The sequence below is a fragment of the Acidaminococcus fermentans DSM 20731 genome, assembly GCF_000025305.1.
Lineage (GTDB): Bacteria > Bacillota > Negativicutes > Acidaminococcales > Acidaminococcaceae > Acidaminococcus > Acidaminococcus fermentans.
This window is the reverse complement of the sequence record NC_013740.1, coordinates 591,585-611,565: the sequence shown is the minus strand read 5'-3', so window position 1 is coordinate 611,565 and position 19,981 is coordinate 591,585. Positions and strand designations below refer to the sequence as shown.

The following is a 19,981-nucleotide window of genomic DNA, read 5'->3' as shown; positions in this document are numbered from 1 at the left end:
TTCAATAAAAGTTATTGAAAAAGAATCTTTTATTTTTCTTTTGTGCCGGCTCCCGTTTCCAGCAGCGCCGTTTTTTCCAGCAGGCTGCCCTGGAGAAAGGTATGGACCCGCTCGGCTACAGTCCGGTTCATGGTGTCCACTGCTGCCAGATCCTCCACCGAGGCCTGGCGCATGGCATCCAGGGACCCGAACCGTTTCCACAGGGCCGCCCGGCGCTTGGGCCCCAGTCCCTCCAGATGGTCCAGGACCGACACCAGGTTCCGTTTCCCCAGCCGCTTCCGATGGTAGGTAATGGCAAACCGGTGGGCTTCGTCCCGGATATGCTGGATCAGGTGCAGGGCCGGGGACATTTTGTCCAGCAGGATGCTGGTGTGGGCCCCTTCCTTGAAGATTTCCTCTTCCCGCTTGGCCAGCCCGATCACAGGGACTTCCTCCGGAGTGATGCCCAGCCCCCGGATCACCTCACAGGCGGAACTGAGCTGCCCCTTGCCCCCGTCGATGATGATCAGGCTGGGCAGATCCTCCAGATCCCGGTACCGCCGGTACACAACTTCCTGCATGGATTTGAAGTCATCAGGCTTGCCTTCCGTGGACCGGAGTTTGTACCGCCGGTAGTCCTTCTTGCTGGGGACCCCGTCCCGGAACACCACCATGGAGGCCACGGTTTCCCGGCCCTGGTTGTGGGAAATATCGAAACAGTCCATCCGTTCCAGCGGTTTGGCCAGTCCCAGGGCTTTCTGGAGCTGTTCCGCCGCATCCAGGCCGGTCTGGCCAGAAGCATGGCCCCGGCGCAGCCTTTCTTCCAGGTTCTTTTTTGCGTTGTTCACGGCCATAAGCACCAGGTCGTGCTTCAGTCCCCGCTGGGGCACCAGCAGGTTCACCGGCTTTTCGCAAAGACTGCTCAGCCACTGCCCCAGCAGGGTCCGGTCACTGTCGGCCAGTTCGGCACTGACCAGGATTTCCCGGGGCGGCCGGTGGTTTTCGTGGTAGTACTGCTTCAGGAAATCCCCCAGCACTTCCCCATCCGGCTCACCGATTTCCTGATCCAGGAAAAAGCTGTCCCGGCCCAGGATCTTTCCGCTGCGGATGAAGAACACCTGGACGCAGACTCCGCTGTCATCCATGGCCAGTCCCACCACATCCCGGTCGCCGCTTTCGGTGGTGGCCTTCTGTTTTTCCGCCAGTTTCCGGAGGCTCAGCAGAGAATCCCGGTACCGGGCCGCCGCCTCGAATTCCAGGTTGTCCGAAGCCTGCTGCATCTTGGCGGTGAGATCTTTTTCCAGCTGGGTCACCTTCCCGTCCAGGAGCAGCAGGACGGCATCCACCATCTGCCGATATTCACTGACCGGCACCTTCCCCGTACAGGGGGCCAGGCACCGGTGGAGATGGTACTGGAGACAGGGCCGTTTGGCGTTCAGGTTCCGGCAGTGGCGCAGGGGGAACATGGTCCGGATCAGTTTCATGGTGTCCCGGAGGGCTCCCGCGTCGGCAAAGGGCCCGTAATACCGGGCCCCGTCCTTCAGCACCCGCCGGGTGAGCACCATCCGGGGATAGGCTTCCCCTACGGTGATCTTCAGATAGGGATAGGTCTTGTCGTCCTTCAGATCGATGTTGTACCGGGGCCGGTACTTCTTGATCAGGTTGCACTCCAGGATCAGGGCTTCCATCTCACTGGCGGTGACAATGGTTTCAATGGAGGCCACATGGGCGTTGATGGCCCGGACCTTGGGGGACACCTGGCTGGCCGGGCGGAAATAACTGCGCACCCGGTTCTTCAGGATCACCGCCTTCCCCACATAGATCACCTTGCCGGAGGCATCGTGCATGATGTAGACCCCCGGGGCGTTGGGCAGCACCGCCAGGGTCTCTTTGATGGCATCGTTCATTCCAGTACCTTCTTTACATACTGGCCGGTGTAGGATTCCGGCACCTGGGCCACCTGTTCCGGGGTCCCGGTGGCAATCACCGTGCCGCCCCGGTCGCCCCCTTCCGGCCCCAGGTCGATGAGCCAGTCAGCACTTTTGATCACGTCCAGGTTGTGCTCGATGACCACCACGGTACTGCCCGCATCCACCAGCCGCTGGAGCACTTCCAGCAGTTTGTGCACATCGGCCATGTGGAGGCCGGTGGTGGGTTCGTCCAGGATATACAGGGTCCGTCCGGTGTTCACCTTGGCCAGTTCCGTGGCCAGTTTCACCCGCTGGGCTTCCCCGCCGGACAGGGTGGTGGCCGCCTGGCCCAGACGGATGTACCCCAGGCCCACGTCTTCCAGCACCTGAAGCTTCCGGAGGATCCGCTGCTGGTTGCTGAAATACTGACAGGCCTCGCTGACGGTCATATCCAGGACTTCCGCAATGTTCTTGCCCTTGTAGCGGACTTCCAGGGTATCCCGGTTGTACCGGGTGCCTTTGCACACTTCGCAGGGCACATACACATCCGGCAGGAAGTTCATCTCGATTTTCAGCATCCCGTCCCCATGGCAGGCCTCGCACCGTCCCCCCTTCACGTTGAAGCTGAACCGGCCCGGCTTGTAGCCCCGGAGTTTGGCATCATTGGTGGTACTGAACAGGGTCCGGATCAGGTCGAAGGTGCCGGTGTAGGTGGCCGGGTTGGACCGGGGCGTCCGGCCAATGGGGCTCTGGTCGATGTTGATCACCTTGTCGATGTGCTGGATTCCGTTGATCCGGTCATGGGCCAGTGGCCGTTCCCGGGCTCCCATGAGCTTTTTGGCCAGAGCCTTGTACAGAATATCGTTGATCAGGGTGCTTTTGCCGCTGCCGCTGACCCCGGTGACCACCGTCAGGGTCCCCAGAGGAATGGACACATCGATGTCCTTCAGGTTGTTGGCCCGGGCTCCCTTGATGGTGAGTTGTTTCCCGTTTCCTTTCCGCCGCTCTTGGGGCACCGGAATCTTTTTCCGGCCGCTGAGATACTGGCCGGTAATGGATTCCGGCACCTGGCTGATTTCATCCGCCGTGCCCTGGGCTACCACATAGCCGCCGTTTTCCCCGGCTCCCGGTCCGATGTCGATGATCTGGTCCGCCGCCCGCATGGTGTCCTCGTCATGTTCCACCACAATCAGGGTGTTTCCCATGTCCCGGAGATTCTTCAGAGTTTCCAGCAGCTTGTCATTGTCCCGCTGGTGCAGGCCGATACTGGGTTCATCCAGGATGTACAGCACCCCCACCAGACCGGAACCAATCTGGGTGGCCAGCCGGATCCGCTGGGCTTCCCCGCCGGACAGGGTGGCCGCCGCCCGGTCCAGGGTCAGGTAATCCAGCCCCACATTGTTCAAAAAGCTCAGCCGGGCCCGGATTTCCTTCAGGATCTGTTTGGCAATGAAGGCGTCCCGATCCGACAGCTGCAGTCCGTTGAAGAAAGCCAGACATTCCCGCACCGGCATCCGGCACACCTGCTGGATGTTCTTTCCATCCACGGTGATGCCCAGGACTTCCGGACGAAGCCGGGCCCCATGGCAGGTGGAACATTCGATGGCGGTCATGAAGGATTCATAGTCCAGCCGCTGGCTTTCACTCATGGCCTCTTTCAGCCGCCGTTTCAAGACCGGGATGATCCCTTCAAAGGGTGTATTGTGTTCGTTGATTTCCCCCATGAGATTCTGGTAGGAAAAGGTGAAGATTTCGTCCGGGATCCCTTCCAGAAGCTGCTGCTGGAACTTCCTGGGCAGATCCTTCCAGCAGTTCTGGAGGGAATAGCCCCGGCTTTTCAGCACCGCCGCCAGCTGGCAGAGAAAATAGGATTTCACATTGGAGCTGACCGCCGCAATGGCCCCCTGGTCAAAGGGTCTGGTCTTGTCCGGGATGATCAGATCCGGATCGAACTCCATATGCTGTCCCAGGCCCATGCAGTCCGGGCAGGCGCCATAGGGTGCGTTGAAAGAAAACAGCCGGGGTTCGATTTCCGGCAGGCTGATGCCGCATTCCGCACAGGCGAACTTTTCGCTGTACACATGGGTCTCACCTCCGATCTCTTCGATGGCCACGGTCCCTTCTCCCAGTTTCAAAGCGGTTTCCAGGGAATCGGTGAGCCGGCTTCCCAGTCCCGGCCGGGCCACCAGCCGGTCCACCACCACGGAAATGGAGTGTTTCTTCTTTTTGTCCAGCTGGATTTCCTCATCCAGGGTATACAGGTGGTCATCCACCTTCACCCGCACGTATCCTGCCCGGCGGACGGTTTCCAGGATGTTTTTGTGTTCCCCTTTCCGGCCCCGCACCACCGGTGCCAGGATCATGAATTTGGTTCCTTCCGGCAATTCCAGCACCTTGTCGGCAATCTGCTGGGGGGACTGGCGTTCGATGACTTTCCCGCACTGGGGACAATGGGGGATCCCGATCCGGGCAAACAGCAGCCGGAGATAGTCGTAGATCTCCGTTACCGTTCCCACCGTGGACCGGGGGTTCCGGCTGGTGGTCTTCTGGTCGATGGAAATGGCCGGGGACAGTCCCCCGATATAGTCCACATCCGGTTTGTCCATCTGTCCCAGGAACTGCCGGGCATAGGCCGACAGGCTTTCCACGTACCGGCGCTGGCCTTCCGCATAGATGGTATCAAAGGCCAGGGAGGATTTCCCGCTGCCGGACAGACCGGTGATCACCACCAGTTTGTTCCGGGGGATGTTCAGGGATATATTCTTCAGGTTGTGCTGCCGCGCCCCCTGGATTACAATGACATCTTCATTCATGAGCTTTCCGCTGCTCTCCTTTCAGCAATATCAGCTGGTCCCGGTATTCCGCGGCCAGTTCGAAATCCAGCTGTTTGGCCGCTTCCTTCATTTTCTTTTCCATGAGCCGGATCTGCTTGTCCAGCTCCCTGGGCTTCAGTTTCTTCACCGTTTTGGCCGTATAGCCTTTGGCGGCGGTATTGTCTTCCTCCACCTTGGTGAGCTTGATCAGATCCACCACTTTTTTCTGGATGGTCCGGGGCACAATGCCGTGGACCTTGTTGAAGGCCTCCTGTTTTTCCCGGCGCCGGGCGGTTTCGCTGATGGCCCGCTCCATGGAACCGGTGATGGTGTCCGCATACATGATCACCCGGCCGTGGGCGTTCCGGGCTGCCCGGCCGATGGTCTGGATCATGGCCGTATCACTGCGCAGGAACCCTTCCTTGTCCGCATCCAGGATGGCCACCAGGCTCACTTCCGGCATATCCAGCCCTTCCCGGAGCAGGTTGATGCCCACCAGCACATCGAATTTTCCGGCCCGGAGATCATGGATGATTTCCGCCCGTTCGATGGTGGCGATGTCCGAATGGAGATAGCGGACCCGGACTCCGGCGGTGGTGAGGTATTCCGTCAGATCTTCCGCCATCTTCTTGGTCAGGGTGGTCACCAGCACCCGTTCCTTCTGGGCCGTCACCTTGTGGATCTCGCCCAGCAGGTCATCGATCTGCCCTTTGATGGGCCGCACTTCGATTTTGGGATCCAGCAGCCCGGTGGGCCGGATGATCTGTTCCACCACCTGGTCAGTGGTTTCCATTTCGTAGGAGCCCGGGGTGGCGGACACATAGATGATCTGTCCCCGCTGGGCCTGGAATTCATCAAAGGTCAGGGGCCGGTTGTCAATGGCCGAGGGCAGCCGGAAGCCGTACTTCACCAGCTGTTCCTTCCGGGCCCGGTCCCCGGCGTACATGGCCCGGAGCTGTGGCAGGGTCACATGGCTTTCGTCGATCACCGTAAGGAAATCCTTGGGGAAATAGTTCACCAGGGTAAAGGGCGGTTCTCCCGGTTTCCGGCCGGTGAGATGCCGGGAGTAGTTTTCTATGCCGCTGCAGTATCCCAGTTCCTGCATCATTTCCAGATCGTAATTGGTCCGCTGTTCCAGCCGTTGGGCTTCCAGGAGCTTGTTCTCCCCCTTCAGCACCTTCAGCCGTTCGTTCAGTTCCCGGCGGATGTCCTTCCGGGCCCGCTCCAGGTTCTCGTCGCTGGTCACATAATGGCTGGCGGGAAAAATGGCCACATGGGTCCGTTTGTCCACCACCTGGCCGGTGAGCACGTCGATTTCTTCCAGGCTGTCCACTTCGTCCCCGAACAGTTCGATGCGGATGGCTTTTTCCCCATAGCTGGCGGGCACCACTTCGATCACGTCCCCCCGGACCCGGAACTTGCCCCGCTCCAGGGACAGGTCGTTCCGGTCATAGCGGATCTTCACCAGTTTTTCCAGGATGGCATCCCGTTCCACCGTCTGGCCGATGCGCAGGGACAGGACACTGTCGTAATAGTCCTTGGGCCCGCCCAGGCCGTAGATGCAGGAAACCGACGCCACCACGATCACGTCCCGCCGTTCCATCAGGGCGGAAGTGGCCGAGTGGCGCAGCTTGTCGATTTCATCGTTCATGGAGGAATCTTTCTCGATGTAGGTATCCGTGGCCGGGATGTAGGCTTCCGGCTGGTAGTAATCATAATAGGAAACAAAGTATTCCACCGCATTGTTGGGGAAGAATTCCTTGAATTCGCTGCACAGCTGGGCTGCCAGGGTCTTGTTGTGGGCAATGACCAGAGTGGGCTTCTGGACTTTCTGGATTACCTGGGCAATGGTGTAGGTCTTGCCGGTACCAGTGGCCCCCAGGAGCACCTGGGTGTGCATCCCTTCTTCCACCCCTCTGGCCAGGGCATCTATGGCTTCCGGCTGATCTCCCGCCGGAGCAAAAGGAGCATGAATTTCAAAAGGCATAATGGTTTCTCCTTGTTCTTTCATATTCTTCTCCATTATATCATACGGAAAAACTACTGACTGGCAAGTCAAAGTACTTTCTTTTGTCCGTAGAGATAGTGTATAATAAAATGATACTGTTACAAGGAGGAAACCATGCATTTTTCGTTGAAATCGGTCCTGGCAGGCGGACTGCTGCTGTTTTCCCTGATGGGAACTGCGGAAGCTTCTCCCAAGATCCTGTATGTCCCTCTGGACAACCGGCCCGTCTGTCTGGAATATACGGTGGATACCGCCAAAGCCGCAGGCTATCCCCTGACGGTGCCGCCGGAAAAGGATCTGTCCGACCACCGGGGTTCCGGAAACAATGAAGCCCTGTGGAACTGGCTGGAAAAGGAGGCTCCCCATGCGGAAGCGGCGGTGATCGCCACGGACAGCCTGAACTACGGCGGACTGGTGGCATCCCGGAAGCACCACCATCTGGAAAAATATCTGAAAGCTAAGGTCCAGCGGCTGGAAAAGCTGAAAAAGGACAATCCAGGCCTGAAGATCTACGCCTTCAGCACCATCATGCGGACGCCCAAGCAGAGCATCGGCAAGGTGGAACCGGGATACTACGAGGAATTCGGTCCCAAGATTTTCCGGCTGTCCCAGCTTCAGGACAAGGAAGACCAGGACGGCTCCCTGACCTATTCGGAGATCCAGGAACGGCAGACCCTGCTGGCCCAGATTCCCAATATGGTCATGCAGGACTGGCGGACCCGCCGGCTGATGAACTTCCAGACCAACAAACGGCTGATCCGGCTGTGCCAGAACGGGGTTTTCCACTATCTTGCCCTGGGCAAGGATGACGATGCCCCCCTGTCCCAGACCCATATGGAAGCCCGGCACCTGAAATATGTGGGAGATGGGATTACGGAGAACCGGTTCCAGATCCTGCCCGGGGTGGACCAGGTGGGGCTTCTGCTGGTGACCCGGGCCATCAATGAAATCCGGGGAGAGAAACCCAGGGTCTATCCCCTGTTCGCTCCCGGAGTGGGCGGTGACACCATTCCCCTGTATTCCGACGAACGGGCGGAAGATTCAGTCCGGAACCAGATCCTGGCCAGCGGCGGAGTGGAAACTTCTCATCTGAAAAAAGCGGATCTGGTGCTGGCAGTGAACACACCGGAAAATGGGGTCTGCCTGGATTCCACCGCCAATGACAACGCCCCCTATGCCAGCCGGATCAACCGGGAATTCGCCGCCGAACTGGCGGAACTGGAAACCCGGAAACCGGTGGCCCTGGCGGATATTTCCTATGCCAACGGCGCGGACAACGGGTTCATGCTGGCCATGACCGACGCCAAAGCGCTGCTGGGCCTGACCGCCTATTCCGGCTGGAACACCGCGGACAACAGCATTGGCTATGCCCTGAGCCAGGGGATCCTGGGAAAACAGATCAGACCGGAAGAACGGGAACGGCTGCTGAAGACACGGCTCCTGGATGACTGGATCTACCAGGCCAATGTCCGGTACCGGATCAGCCTGGGGATCGACCAGCATGATTTCAAGCTGAAATACGATCTGGGCAAATACTACAACCGGATCCTCAGCGGCACCAGCCGTCTATTCCGCCAGTATGTGGAAGACGAACCCACTTTGAAAGGCACCCCCTATACCGTGGAATTCCCCTGGAACCGGATGTTTGAGGTGGATGTAAGGGTGAAGTGAGGGAAACGATGCCAGGCATCGTTTCCCTGTCAGCGGTCAGCTGTCAACGGTCAGCGGCCGAATGATAAAATTTGCAGGCAAATTTTGAAACAAACCAATCAATCAATTGGGCGTCCGTATGAACCCGGCCGCCCGTAAAAAAAGATATTTACAGGAGGATTTATTTTATGGCCAAGAACAGCTCTTTCGACATCGTTTCCCAGATTGACATGCAGGAACTGGACAATGCTCTGAACCAGACCCGGAAGGAAATCGAACAGCGGTATGATTTCCGGGGCTCCAATGCCACCATCGAACTGGCGGACGGAGACCTGAAACTGGCTGCCGAAGACGAATACAAACTGGGTGCCATCCTGGACATCCTGCGGCAGCGGATGGCCAAACGGGGCCTGTCCCTCCGTTCCCTGGATCCGGGCAAGGTGGAACCGGCCGCCAAAGGCACCGTACGCCAGACCGTGAAACTGAAACAGGGCATCGACAAGGAAACCGCCAAAAAGGTCATCGCCGCCATCAAAGGGGCCAAAATCAAGGTGACCACCCAGCAGCAGGACGATCAGATCCGGGTTTCCGGCCCGAAAAAAGATGATCTCCAGGCCGTGATCCAGCTGGTCAAAGGACAGGATTTCGGAATCGACATGCAGTTTATTAATATGAGATAAGAAAAGAGGTGCTGCCGGGCAGCACCTCTTTTCTGGTCACGGGTCGCGACCAGGGAGGTGAAAATCTTCACCTCCCATTTTTTATTCCTTCTCCCCTCTTCCTCCGTTCCATGGGATGGATCAGCTGCCAGCGGAAACGGACGGCGAAAAAGCGCAGGGCCACCACCATGAAGGCCCCCAGCCAGGGCGCCAGGTCCTGGCTTTCATAATGCCAGCACAGGCACATGACCAGGCTTCCGGCCAGGGAAGCCGTGGCGTACACGTCCGTACTCAGGACACTGGGGATCCGCTGGGCCATCAGGTCCCGGAGCACACCGCCGCCCACCGCCGTCAAGAGGCCCAGCATAATGGGATAGACGAAGGTGTGGGGTCTGCCCTGGGACAGCCCGGTCAGAGTCCCGGTGACCGTAAAGGAAGCCAGCCCCACCGTATCTGCCGCAATATAGAAGAAGGTCACGATCTGCCGTTTCCGTCCGGCCACCCGATAGGAAGCGAACAGCCAGGACATGGCCAGGGCCGTCAGCACCGACAGCAGCAGATTCCCCGGATTCTCCAGGGCCATGGGCGGCGTATAGCCAGCCAGCACATCCCGGATCATCCCCCCGCCTACGGCAGTGAGCACAGCCAGTACCGTGATCCCGAACACATCCATATTCCGGGTCATGCCCACAATGGCTCCGGAAACCGCAAACGCAATGGTCCCGGCAAATTCAAACAGATTCCACAACTGCAGCATACAGCCTCCTTATCCCAATACCCGGAGCAGTTCCTCCGCACTGGTCTCTCCGGCCAGCACCTTCTCCCGTCCGTCATCCCGGAGGGACCGGAATCCGGTCTTCCGGGCTTCTTTTTCCAGTGCTTCTTCATGCCACCCGTCCAGGATTCCCTGGCGGACGGATCCTTCCACAAGCAGTACCTCCTGCAGGGGCAGCCGTCCCCCATACCCGGTATGCCGGCAGCGGGGACAGCCCTGGGCCCTGTACAGCGTCCGGGGTTCCTGCAGCCCCAGATAGCTCCATTCCCAAGCCTGCTCCTGTACAGTATACGCCTTTTTGCAGTGGCTGCACAGTCTTCGGACCAGAAGCTGCCCGGCCACCCCCTGGAGGGCAGAGGCTGCCAGATAGGGTTCCACCCCCATGTCCAGGATCCGGTTCACCGCTCCGGCTGCGGTGTTGGTGTGAAGGGTGCTCAGGACCCGGTGCCCGGTAAGCGCCGCCTGGATGGCCATGGCGGCGGTTTCCCCGTCCCGGATTTCCCCAATCAGGATGCAGTCCGGATCCTGGCGCAGGATACTTCGGAGACAGCGGCTGAAGGTCAGGCCGATTTTGGGCCGGACGGCCACCTGGCGGATTCCCGGCAGCTGATACTCCACCGGGTCTTCCACGGTAATGATTTTCTGATGGTCCCGGTCCAGGGCGGCCAGAGCCCCGTACAGGGTAGTGGATTTTCCGCTGCCGGTGGGACCGGTGACCAGGAACAATCCATGGGGTTTCTGCAGACACCGGTCCAGCCGTGCCCGGTTGTGGTGGCTGAATCCCAGCCGGGAGAGATCCAGGGCGACGTTCTCCTGGTCCAGGAGCCGCAGCACCAGACTTTCCCCATGGAGGGTGGGCAGGGAGGAAACCCTCACGTCCACCTGCCGGTCCTGCCAGGCTTCCTGGAACCGTCCGTCCTGGGGCAGCCGTTTTTCTCCGATGTCCATGCCGGAAAGAATCTTAAACCGGGAAACCAGCGGGTCCTGGAGATTTTTCGGCACGGTCCGGAGCTTCTGAAGCACGCCGTCCAGCCGGCAGCGGATCACCATCCCGTCCGTTTCCGGTTCCAGATGGATGTCACTGGCCCCCTGTTCCAAAGCCTGTTCCACCACTTCCCGGGCCAGGAGCACCGCCGGGGACACAGGACCGCTCCCTACCCTTCTTTCCAGAGGATCCTTCCACCGGAATGGTCCGACGTCCCTTTCTATCCCGCAGGAATGCCCAAACATAGCATCGACTCCTTTCTGACTGTCCATTCATATCCCTTTTTTTCCCTGTAATGACGGTTGGGGTAGGAAAGTTTCCTGAAATTTCCTATAATGGAACCTGATACCAATCAGTAAGGAGGTTCCCATGTTTTCCCACAAGATTTTGCCCACCGTCTCTCTTTCCTCCAGGATGGCCCTTTCCCTTGGTCTGGCCGTTCTGGGCACCGGATCCCTGCTGTTCCTGTTCCCTTCCCCCGCTCTTCCGGATTTTCCCTCCCTGCCCGCTCTGGCAGAAGCGGAAGGCCGGACATCGGAACCGGAAATCCGCAAACCCGGCAGACTTCCCCGGCGGGACCCCTTCCGCCCCCTGGATCATCCCAGCCTCCCGGCTTCTTCCAAACCGCCGGTAGTCCCGGCAAAGGCTCCCGTCCCGGCCGCTCCTGCTCCGGCTGCTCCACCGGCGCCGGCTCCCTGCCGCCGTCTTCTGGGAATCCTGGAACACCGGGGGAAACGCAAGGCGCTGGTAGCCCTGCCGGAAGGCACCCGGCTCCTGGGTCCGGGGGACCCGCTTCCCTCCCAGGGCATCATCCGGCAGGTGCTGCCCTCCGCCCTGGTCTGCGAAGAGGCCACCCTGGCCATTGGGGAGGTGTGGTAATGAAGCTTCTGCTCCTGTTCTGTATTTTCTGTATTTTTACCCCGGTCCGCTGGGTCCTGGCTGCTGAACCCCTTTCTCTTTCCGTACAGGAAGCGCCGGTCCGGGACGTGCTCCAGAGCATGGCCCAAATGGCCGGACGGAATCTGGTGCTGGATTCCCAGATTCCCGGGACCCTGTCCCTGGAAATCCAACAGCTGCCTTTTCCCCAGGCACTGGAAATGGTCACCCGCAGTCAGGGCCTGTGCTTCCGGGAAGAAGGGAACACCCTGTGGGTGGCCTCTCCGGAACGGATGGATGCCTTGTATGGCCGGCTCACCGTCCATCCCCTGGAATATATTTCCGCCCGGGAAACGGCGGAAACCCTGAAGCCCCTGTTTTCCACCCCCCTGGCCTGGTCCCGGGACACCAATGCCATTCTTTTCCATGGCTCCCCGGGAGAAGAAAACCGGCTGAAGGAAGCCCTGAAGGCCCTGGACCGGCCCACCCGGCAGATCACCCTGGAAGCCCGGATCCTGTCCCTGGGGGAAAGTGCCTCCCGGGAACTGGGACTCCAGTGGGACTGGAGCGCTCTTCCGGAAGGCCGGAAAAAGGGCGAAGGGGGCTTTGGCGGGCGGCTCCATCTGGGCCACAGCTACGGTGCCAGTTTCCAGGCCCGGCTCAGTGCTCTCTGTCAGGAAGGCAAAGCCAAGGTCCTGGCCACTCCCCGGATCATCACTCTGCCGGGGCGGGAAGCCAGCATCTTCATCGGGGACCATATCCCGGTGGTCACGGAAAAGGTCACCAACAGCACCACCACCAGCACCACGGAATATGTGGATGCCGGCATCCGGCTCTCCTACACTCCCTATCTGAGCCAGGACGGCCTGATCACCGCAAAGGTCCATACGGAAGTGAGCACCCCTACCCTGATCGCCGAACTGAAGAATTACCGGATCACCAGCCGGACGGCAGATACCCATGTACGGCTCCGGGAAAAGGAGACCCTGGTAATCGGGGGCCTGATCAGCGAACAGGAACAACACCGGATGGAAGCCATTCCCCTGCTGTCCAAGCTCCCTCTTCTGGGAGAACTGTTCAAATTCCGCAGCAGGAGCCGGAACCGGACGGAAGTCTGCATGTTCCTGACCCCGTATCTCAGCGGTCCCGGTCAGCCTCTTCCGGCAGCAGTCCTCCCTGACGCACCCGTTCCAGGAACTGGTGGAGGATCCGGGCAGTAATGCCCCAGATGATCCGCTTTTTCCAGGGATAGAAGAACACTTCATAACCGCCCCGGATATTCCATCCGTCCTGGAAGCCATAGGCCCACTGGGCCGGGAATCCCGGCTCCTGCCGGCTGGCGAGAGAAAGTTTTCCCACCACCGGATGGATGGCCAGCAGATCCTTCAGGGGGACGGCGAACACCTCCTCCACTTCCGTATGATCCAGACGGAGAGGGGGCTGGGCCGGAAGGATCCCGGCAAAGGGATAGATCAGGGGCCCGGAATAGCCGTAAAAATAGTCCAGGGGCCCCAACACCTGGATCTTATCCTCCGGGATTCCCAGTTCTTCCCGGGTTTCCCGAAGGGCTGTGGCGCAGAAACTGGCATCCGTTTCCTCCCGGTGGCCTCCGGGAAAACAGATGTCTCCCGGCTGCCATTTCATGGTGGCGGCCCGGACCTCAAAGAGGATTTCCCACCCGTGCCTTGTCCACCGCAGGGGCAGCAGCACAGCACTTTCCCACAGACGCAGGGTCCGGTCCACCCGCTGCCGCTGGTCCTTCCAAAGCCCGGCCAGCAGCCGGCGCTGTTCCAGTTCCTGACTCATCGCGGTTTTCTCCCTTCATTTTTGTATCGAACATAACAGAATTGTACAATATTTCAAGGAAATGGTAAAGGGGCTGTTGCTTTCGCAACAGCCCCTTCTTTTATTCCAAATGCTCCATGATCCGGTTGATCAGTTCTTTCCGTGTGGTATGGCTGGTGGAACTGTAGGTCATGATCTGCTCATCCCGCAGACCAAAGGTTTTCTTGTACAGTGCCTTCTGGCTGGCCACGGCTCCCTTGCTCAGCTTGTCGCTTTTGGTCAGGATCACCATGATGGGCAGCCCCAGATTCAGCAGCCACTGGTAGCAGTCGATGTCACTTTCCATAGGTGCATGACGGATATCCATCAGCACACAGACCAGTTTCAGATACTGGGAGTTCTCCATGTACTTGCAGATGAATGCCGACCACTGTTCCTTGTTTCCCTTGCTGGTCCGGGCAAATCCATACCCGGGCAGGTCCACCGCATAATAGGTGTGCCGTTCCGGTTCATCCTCCAGCTGCCGTTTGGCCTGGAAGGAATAGAAATTGATGGTCTGGGTCTTGCCGGGAGAACTGCTGACCCTGGCCAGGCCTTTCCGCCGGGCCAGGGAATTCAGCAGGGATGATTTCCCCACATTGCTCCGTCCGATAAACGCCACTTCATCAATGGTATCCTGGGGATACTGGGTGGCCTTCACCGCCGAAGCCACATAGGAAGCACCGATGATGTCCCATTCTTTTCCTGCCATATCATGCCTCCAGGGCCAGTTTGGTCACCTGGTCCATGCTGTCCACCGGAATAAAGGTCATGTCGTTCCGGACCTTTTCGGGGATTTCCTCCAGATCCTGCTGGTTCTGGCGGGGGATCAGCACGGTCTTCACCCGGTACCGGTGGGCGGCCAGGACCTTTTCCTTCAGGCCCCCGATGGGCAGTACATGGCCGGTGATGGTGATTTCCCCAGTCATGGCCAGATCCGCCTTCACCTTCCGTTTGGTCAGGGCGCTTTCCATAGCCGTGGCCATGGTGATCCCGGCGGAAGGCCCATCCTTGGGAATGGCCCCTTCCGGCACATGGATGTGGATATCCACTTTCTCATTGAAGTCAGCAGGCAGCCCCAGTTCCTTGGCCCGGGACCGGATGTAGGTAAAGGCCGCCTGGGCGCTTTCCTTCATCACATCCCCCAGCTGGCCGGTGAGGACCAGTTTGCCCTTGCCTTCGCAGACCACCACTTCGATCTTCAGCAGTTCGCCGCCCACGCTGGTCCAGGCCAGACCGGTGCAGACCCCCACTTCGGACCGGGCCCGGAGGTCGCTTTCCAGGAAAATGGCCGGCCCCAGGTAGTCTTTCAGATGGGCCGGGGTGACGCTGACTTTGGCCACTCCGTCTTCCACGATTTTCCGTGCCGCTTTCCGGCATACGGTGGCAATCTTCCGTTCCAGGTTCCGGACCCCGGCTTCCCGGGTATAGTCCCGGATGATGTGCTGGATGGAAGCGGCGCCCAGGCTCAGCTGCTTTCCGGTGAGGCCGTTGGCCTTCCGTTCCTTGGGCAGCAGATGGAGCTGGGCGATCTTCAGTTTTTCCTCGTCGGTGTAACTGGACAGTTCGATGACTTCCAGCCGGTCCAGGAGCGCCGGGGGAATGGTTTCCACGGTGTTGGCGGTAACGATCCAGAACACGTTGCTCATATCATAGGGAAACTCGATATAGTGGTCGCTGAAATGGCTGTTCTGTTCCGGATCCAGCACTTCCAGCAGGGCAGAGGCCGGGTCGCCCCGGAAATCCGCCCCCATCTTGTCCACTTCGTCCAGCAGGAACACCGGGTTGTCGGTGCCGCAGTCGATCATCCCGTTGATGAGCCGGCCGGGCATGGCCCCGATGTAGGTCCTCCGGTGGCCCCGGATTTCTGCTTCATCCCGGATGCCCCCCAGACTGATCCGGGTGAATTTCCGGTTCACTGCCCGGGCAATGCTCTGGGCCAGACTGGTTTTGCCCACACCGGGAGGCCCCACCAGGCAGATGATGGGTCCCCGATTGCTTTGGGTCAGGGCCCGGACCGCCAGATAATCCAGGATCCGTTCCTTGACTTTCTTCAGGCCGTAATGGTCCTTGTCCAGTACCGCAGCAGCTTTCTTCAGGTCGTAGTTGTCCTGGGTCATCTTCCCCCAGGGCAGGCTCAGCACCGTATCCAGGTAATTCCGGATCACGGCGCTTTCTGCCATCATGGGCGGCATTTTGTACAGACGGTCCAGTTCCTTGTCCATTTTTTCCTGGACATCCTGAGGAAGCTTCAGCTTCTTCATCTTTTCCTGGTATTCCTTGACTTCGGAGCCTTTTTCGCCCCCTTCGTCCAGTTCCTTGTTGATGGCTTTCAGCTGTTCCCGCAGATAGTATTCCCGTTGGTTCTGCTCGATCTGTTTCCGCACCTGCTGGGAAATGTCCTTTTCCAGGTTGACGATTTCCAGTTCCTTGCACAGGTACCCATAGAGCAGGTGGAGCCGGTCCTTCACATTGACCGCTTCCAGGAGTTTTTCCTTTTCCTCCACGTCAATGGTCAGGTAGCCGGCGATCATGTCGGCGATCTTCCCGGGATCCGGCTGATCCTTGAAGGTGAGCAGCACTTCCGTATTCACTTTTTTGCTGGCCAGGACCCACTGTTCAAAGGTCTCCACCAGCATCCGCTTCAGGGCTTCCACTTCATTGGAGTGGTCGTTCACGTCTTCCCGTTCCGCCACATAGGCTTCCAGGTTCATCCCCACGGCATCCACCACGGAGATCACTTCCACCCGGGTCAGCCCTTCCACCAGGATCCGCATAGCCCCGTTGGGCAGCTTCAGCAGCTGCTTGATTTCCGCAATGACGCCGAAATTGTACAGGCTCTTGGCGGTAGGGTCATTTTCTTCTGCGGACCGCTGGGTCACCAACAGGATCCGCTTTCCCATATTCATGGCGCTTTCCACTGCCCGGATGGAGCGGTCCCGGCCCACATCCAGGTTGATGATCATCCCCGGGAAAACCAGGATTCCCCGCAGGGGCAGCAGCGGCAGTCTCATAGTATTGGCATCCAACATCTTGTTTCACCGTCCTTACTGAATAGAGAAAAAGGGAAAAGGGATGCCAGCACCCCTTTTCCTTTTCTCTAGGCATTCTTTCTTGTATCGTTATCTTCCTGCTTCAGCAGCAGCTTGGGGTCCTTGTGTTTGGTTACCACATCTGCTGTCACGATGCATTTTTCCACATTGTCCCGACTGGGAACCTCATACATCACATTCTTCATGATGCCTTCGATGATGGCACGCAGTCCTCTGGCGCCGGCATTCCGTGCCAGGGCTTCGTGGGCAATGGCCTTCAGGGCTCCTTCTTCGAAATCCAGTTCCACATGATCCATGGCCAGCAGATGTTCATACTGCTTGGTCAGGGCGTTCTTGGGTTCCGTCAAGATCTTGATCAGTGCCTTTTCATCCAGGTTGTCCAGGGTGACCACCACCGGCAGCCGTCCCACGAATTCGGGGATCAGCCCATACTTCACGAAATCCTCCGGCAGCACCTGCCGGAAGGGATTCTCGCTTTTCTTTTCTGCCTGGGTGGGGATTTCCGCCCCGAAACCCATGCTCTTTTTCCCGGTCCGGGCGTTGATCACGTTTTCCAGACCGGCAAAAGCGCCGCCGCAGATAAAGAGGATGTTGGTGGTATCGATCTGGATCAGTTCCTGGTGGGGATGCTTCCGTCCTCCCTGGGGCGGAACATTGGCCACCGTCCCTTCCAGGATCTTCAGCAGAGCCTGCTGGACCCCTTCCCCGGATACATCCCGGGTGATGGAAGGATTCTCGGATTTCCGGGAAATCTTGTCGATTTCATCGATGTAGACAATGCCCCGTTCCGCCCGGGCAATGTCGTAATCCGCATTCTGGATCAGCCGCAGCAGGATGTTTTCCACGTCTTCCCCAACGTATCCGGCCTCGGTGAGGCTGGTGGCATCCGCAATGGCAAAAGGAACTTTCAGGATCTTGGCCAGGGTCTGGGCCAGCAGGGTTTTCCCGCTGCCCGTGGGCCCCAGCATCAGGATATTGGACTTCTGGAGTTCCACGTCCTGATGATGGCCCTGTTCATAATTGATCCGTTTGTAATGGTTGTATACAGCCACAGCCAGGGTCTTCTTGGCTTCTTCCTGGCCGATGACATATTCGTCCAGGATGGCCTTGATTTCCTTGGGTTTGGGCAGATCCGTGATGGTTTCTTCCGCCGGAGCCTTCAGGTCTTTCTCCAGCATCTCATTGCACAGGGCAATGCACTCATCACAGATAAACACATTGTGGCCGGCGATCAGTTTTTTCACCTGGCTCTGCTTCTTTCCGCAGAAGGAACAGGTATAGTCCGGACCGTCCAGACTGTTCTTGTCATCGTAACCCATCTGAAACCCTCCTTACAGCCAGGGCAAGATGGACTTACCCCTTATTTCTGGGTCTTGATCTGATGGACCACCTGGTCGATCAGACCATAATTCGCGGCTTCCTCAGCAGTCATGAAATGATCCCGTTCCGTATCCAGACGGATCTGTTCCGGGGTCTGACCGGTGTGGCTGGCCAAAATCTGGTTCATCTCTTCCCGGATCCGCAGGATTTCACGGGCATGGATCTCAATGTCCGTGGCCTGGCCCTGGGCCCCGCCCAGAGGCTGATGGATCATCACTCTGGAATGAGGCAGGGCATAGCGTTTCCCTTTGGTACCGGCCGCCAGCAGTACGGAAGCCATGGAGGCCGCCATCCCCACACAAATGGTGGAAACATCCGGCCGGATGTACTGCATGGTGTCATAAATCGCCAGCCCGGCGCTGACACTGCCGCCCGGGCTGTTGATGTAGAGATGGACATCCTTATCCGGATCCTCGGATTCCAGGAACAGCAGCTGGGCAATGATCAGGTTGGCCATGTGATCTTCGATCTCCCCGGTGACAAAGATGATCCGATCTTTCAGCAGCCGGGAATAAATATCATAGCTCCGTTCGCCTTTACTGGTCTGTTCCACCACAATAGGCACATAGCTCATGCCGTCCACCTCCTGGGGTTTTATTTTTCTTCAGCAGCTTCGGCCTTGGGAGCGTTCTTGGCGCTGTCAATAACCACACGGGCTGCTTTCCGGCGGGCAATGTTGCTCACCAGGACAGCCAGGGAGCCGTTTTCCTTCACGATTTTTTCCACCTGTTTCAGAGTGGCACCGTGCATGGCACCCAGCTGTTCCATTTCGCTGCGGATTTCATCTTCCGTAACTTTGATGTCTTCCTTCAGGGCGATGGCATCCAGTACCAGATCGGTCTTGATGTTTTCCAGAGCCACCGGTTTCTGTTCATCCCGGTAGGTCTTCACATCTTTGCCCAGGTACTGCAGGTACAGAGGCAGGCTCATTTTGTGGGCCTCCAGGTTCATGGCCAGTTCATCCATCATCTGGTTGGCCCGCTGGGTCACCATCACATCCGGCACTTCAAACTTGGCGTTTTCCACAGCCTTTTTGATCAGGTTGGTTTCGTAGTCGGACTGTGCCCGCTGAGCTTCTGCCTTTTTCAGACGGTCCATGGTCTTTTCCCGGAATTCAGCCACAGTCTTGCTGTCGCTGTTGGCAGCGATCAGTTCGTCGGTAACTTCGGGAACTTCCTTCACTTTCACATCCTGCACATTGACTTTGAACACAGCCTTCTTGCCGGCCAGTTCCTTGGAGAAGTAGTCTTCCGGGAAGGTTACGTTCACATCAGTGGATTCGCCTTTCTTCAGGCCCACCAGCTGATCTTCAAAGCCGGGGATGAAGCTGCCGCTGCCCACTTCCAGAGGATAGCCTTTGCCTTCGCCGCCTTCGAAAGCTTCGCCGTCAATGGTGCCGGCAAAGTCGATGATGGCCAGGTCGCCTTTTTCCAGAGCCTTGCCTTCCGGAGCTTCCACCATCTTGGAAGCCCGTTTCTGCAGGTTTTCCACTTCCTTGTCCACGTCAGCGTCAGTGATTTCCTTTTCGTCCTTGGCAACGTCCAGGTCTTTGTACTGACCCAGTTCCGGTTCCGGACGCAGGGTGACCACCAAGGTCATTTCCATGGGCTGGCCTTCTTCGAACTTGGAATCTTTGATTTCAGGATCGGAAACGGGAACCCACTTGTTTTCTTTCAGGGTTTCTCTATATTCACTGTTGGCAGCGATTTCGAAAGCTTCTTCTTTGATGGCATCTTTGCCCACGTGCATTTCCAGCACACGGCGGGGAGCTTTGCCCTTACGGAAGCCAGGGATGGTAACCTGTTTGTTGATCTTGGCAACGGCTTTTTCAAAAGCCTTGGCTACGTCTTCTACCGGCAAAGTGACTTTCAGGGTTGCTTCATTACCTTTTCTTTCTACGGAAACGCTCATTTAAAAAAATCCTCCTCACATGCTGTCAGCCATTCTCACCTATCATGCTTAACAGTCTGTCTGTAATTGCTTAAAAAACCGCTCATATAGCATAGCACAAAAGGTGGAAATACGCAACCAAAAGTCAGACTTTCCGGGCAAAAGAAAAACTCTCCCTG

At 58.1% G+C, this 19,981-nt stretch carries 15 protein-coding genes; 4 read left to right on the top strand and 11 right to left on the bottom strand.

The features are described 5' to 3' along the window. Window positions 1–29: 29 nt before the first annotated feature. Genes uvrC through uvrB form a run of 3 tightly spaced genes read right to left on the bottom strand, consistent with a single transcriptional unit; the run spans window position 30 to window position 6,689 of the window. Window positions 30–1,886 (bottom strand): excinuclease ABC subunit UvrC, encoded by a 1,857-nt coding sequence (gene uvrC, locus ACFER_RS02725; protein ID WP_012937910.1) that lies wholly within the window; start codon window positions 1,884–1,886, stop codon window positions 30–32. Beyond that, window positions 1,883–4,702 carry an excinuclease ABC subunit UvrA gene (gene uvrA, locus ACFER_RS02720; protein WP_012937909.1) on the bottom strand — a complete coding sequence of 940 codons (2,820 nt, stop codon included), beginning with the start codon at window positions 4,700–4,702 and terminating at the stop codon, window positions 1,883–1,885. The genes uvrC and uvrA overlap by 4 nt, the downstream gene beginning before the upstream one ends. Continuing rightward, the gene (gene uvrB / locus ACFER_RS02715) at window positions 4,695–6,689 is read right to left on the bottom strand and encodes an excinuclease ABC subunit UvrB (protein ID WP_012937908.1); all 1,995 of its coding nucleotides are present in this window, start codon (window positions 6,687–6,689) and stop codon (window positions 4,695–4,697) included. Before uvrB ends, uvrA begins: the two co-directional genes overlap by 8 nt. A gap of 135 nt (window positions 6,690–6,824) precedes the next feature. On the opposite strand from uvrB, the gene ACFER_RS02710 reads away from it, so the two are divergent. Together ACFER_RS02710 and ACFER_RS02705 are read left to right on the top strand one after the other, a co-directional pair. After that, window positions 6,825–8,381 (top strand): DUF4127 family protein, encoded by a 1,557-nt coding sequence (locus ACFER_RS02710; RefSeq protein WP_012937907.1) that lies wholly within the window; start codon window positions 6,825–6,827, stop codon window positions 8,379–8,381. A gap of 167 nt (window positions 8,382–8,548) precedes the next feature. Then, complete coding sequence (locus tag ACFER_RS02705; RefSeq protein WP_012937906.1) at window positions 8,549–9,040, top strand: YajQ family cyclic di-GMP-binding protein; 492 nt, start codon at window positions 8,549–8,551, stop codon at window positions 9,038–9,040. 67 nt (window positions 9,041–9,107) lie between these two features. On the opposite strand, the gene ACFER_RS02700 is transcribed toward ACFER_RS02705, so the two are convergent. Together ACFER_RS02700 and ACFER_RS02695 are read right to left on the bottom strand one after the other, a co-directional pair. Next, complete coding sequence (locus ACFER_RS02700; protein ID WP_012937905.1) at window positions 9,108–9,776, bottom strand: trimeric intracellular cation channel family protein; 669 nt, start codon at window positions 9,774–9,776, stop codon at window positions 9,108–9,110. 9 nt (window positions 9,777–9,785) lie between these two features. Next, a complete protein-coding gene (locus tag ACFER_RS02695) occupies window positions 9,786–11,024 on the bottom strand; it encodes a GspE/PulE family protein (protein WP_012937904.1) in 1,239 nt (412 codons plus the stop codon). 124 nt (window positions 11,025–11,148) lie between these two features. Here ACFER_RS02695 and ACFER_RS02690 point away from each other — a divergent pair, with 124 nt between their 5' ends. Together ACFER_RS02690 and ACFER_RS02685 are read left to right on the top strand one after the other, a co-directional pair. Next, window positions 11,149–11,658 carry a hypothetical protein gene (locus tag ACFER_RS02690; RefSeq protein ID WP_012937903.1) on the top strand — a complete coding sequence of 170 codons (510 nt, stop codon included), beginning with the start codon at window positions 11,149–11,151 and terminating at the stop codon, window positions 11,656–11,658. After that, window positions 11,658–12,875, top strand: a complete 1,218-nt coding sequence (locus ACFER_RS02685) for a type II secretion system protein GspD (RefSeq protein ID WP_012937902.1) — start codon at window positions 11,658–11,660, stop codon at window positions 12,873–12,875. Before ACFER_RS02690 ends, ACFER_RS02685 begins: the two co-directional genes overlap by 1 nt. Here ACFER_RS02685 and ACFER_RS02680 read toward each other — a convergent pair. The 6 genes from ACFER_RS02680 to tig all read right to left on the bottom strand — a co-directional run bounded on the left by ACFER_RS02680 (window position 12,793) and on the right by tig (window position 19,823). Beyond that, a complete protein-coding gene (locus ACFER_RS02680) occupies window positions 12,793–13,461 on the bottom strand; it encodes an NUDIX hydrolase (protein ID WP_012937901.1) in 669 nt (222 codons plus the stop codon). The two genes, ACFER_RS02685 and ACFER_RS02680, sit on opposite strands and share 83 nt — an antisense overlap. Window positions 13,462–13,561: 100 nt before the next feature. Then, window positions 13,562–14,191, bottom strand: coding sequence for a ribosome biogenesis GTP-binding protein YihA/YsxC (gene yihA, locus ACFER_RS02675; protein ID WP_012937900.1), 630 nt, complete (start codon window positions 14,189–14,191; stop codon window positions 13,562–13,564). Between the two features lies 1 nt (window position 14,192). Continuing rightward, a complete protein-coding gene (lon, locus tag ACFER_RS02670) occupies window positions 14,193–16,511 on the bottom strand; it encodes an endopeptidase La (RefSeq protein ID WP_012937899.1) in 2,319 nt (772 codons plus the stop codon). A 68-nt stretch (window positions 16,512–16,579) separates the two neighbouring features. Then, window positions 16,580–17,851 carry an ATP-dependent Clp protease ATP-binding subunit ClpX gene (clpX, locus tag ACFER_RS02665; protein WP_012937898.1) on the bottom strand — a complete coding sequence of 424 codons (1,272 nt, stop codon included), beginning with the start codon at window positions 17,849–17,851 and terminating at the stop codon, window positions 16,580–16,582. Window positions 17,852–17,892: 41 nt separating this feature from the next. Then, entirely contained in the window at window positions 17,893–18,486 is a 594-nt protein-coding gene (gene clpP, locus ACFER_RS02660; RefSeq protein ID WP_012937897.1) for an ATP-dependent Clp endopeptidase proteolytic subunit ClpP, read from the bottom strand. Between the two features lie 20 nt (window positions 18,487–18,506). Further along, complete coding sequence (tig, locus tag ACFER_RS02655; protein ID WP_012937896.1) at window positions 18,507–19,823, bottom strand: trigger factor; 1,317 nt, start codon at window positions 19,821–19,823, stop codon at window positions 18,507–18,509. Between the last annotated feature and the right edge of the window lie 158 nt (window positions 19,824–19,981).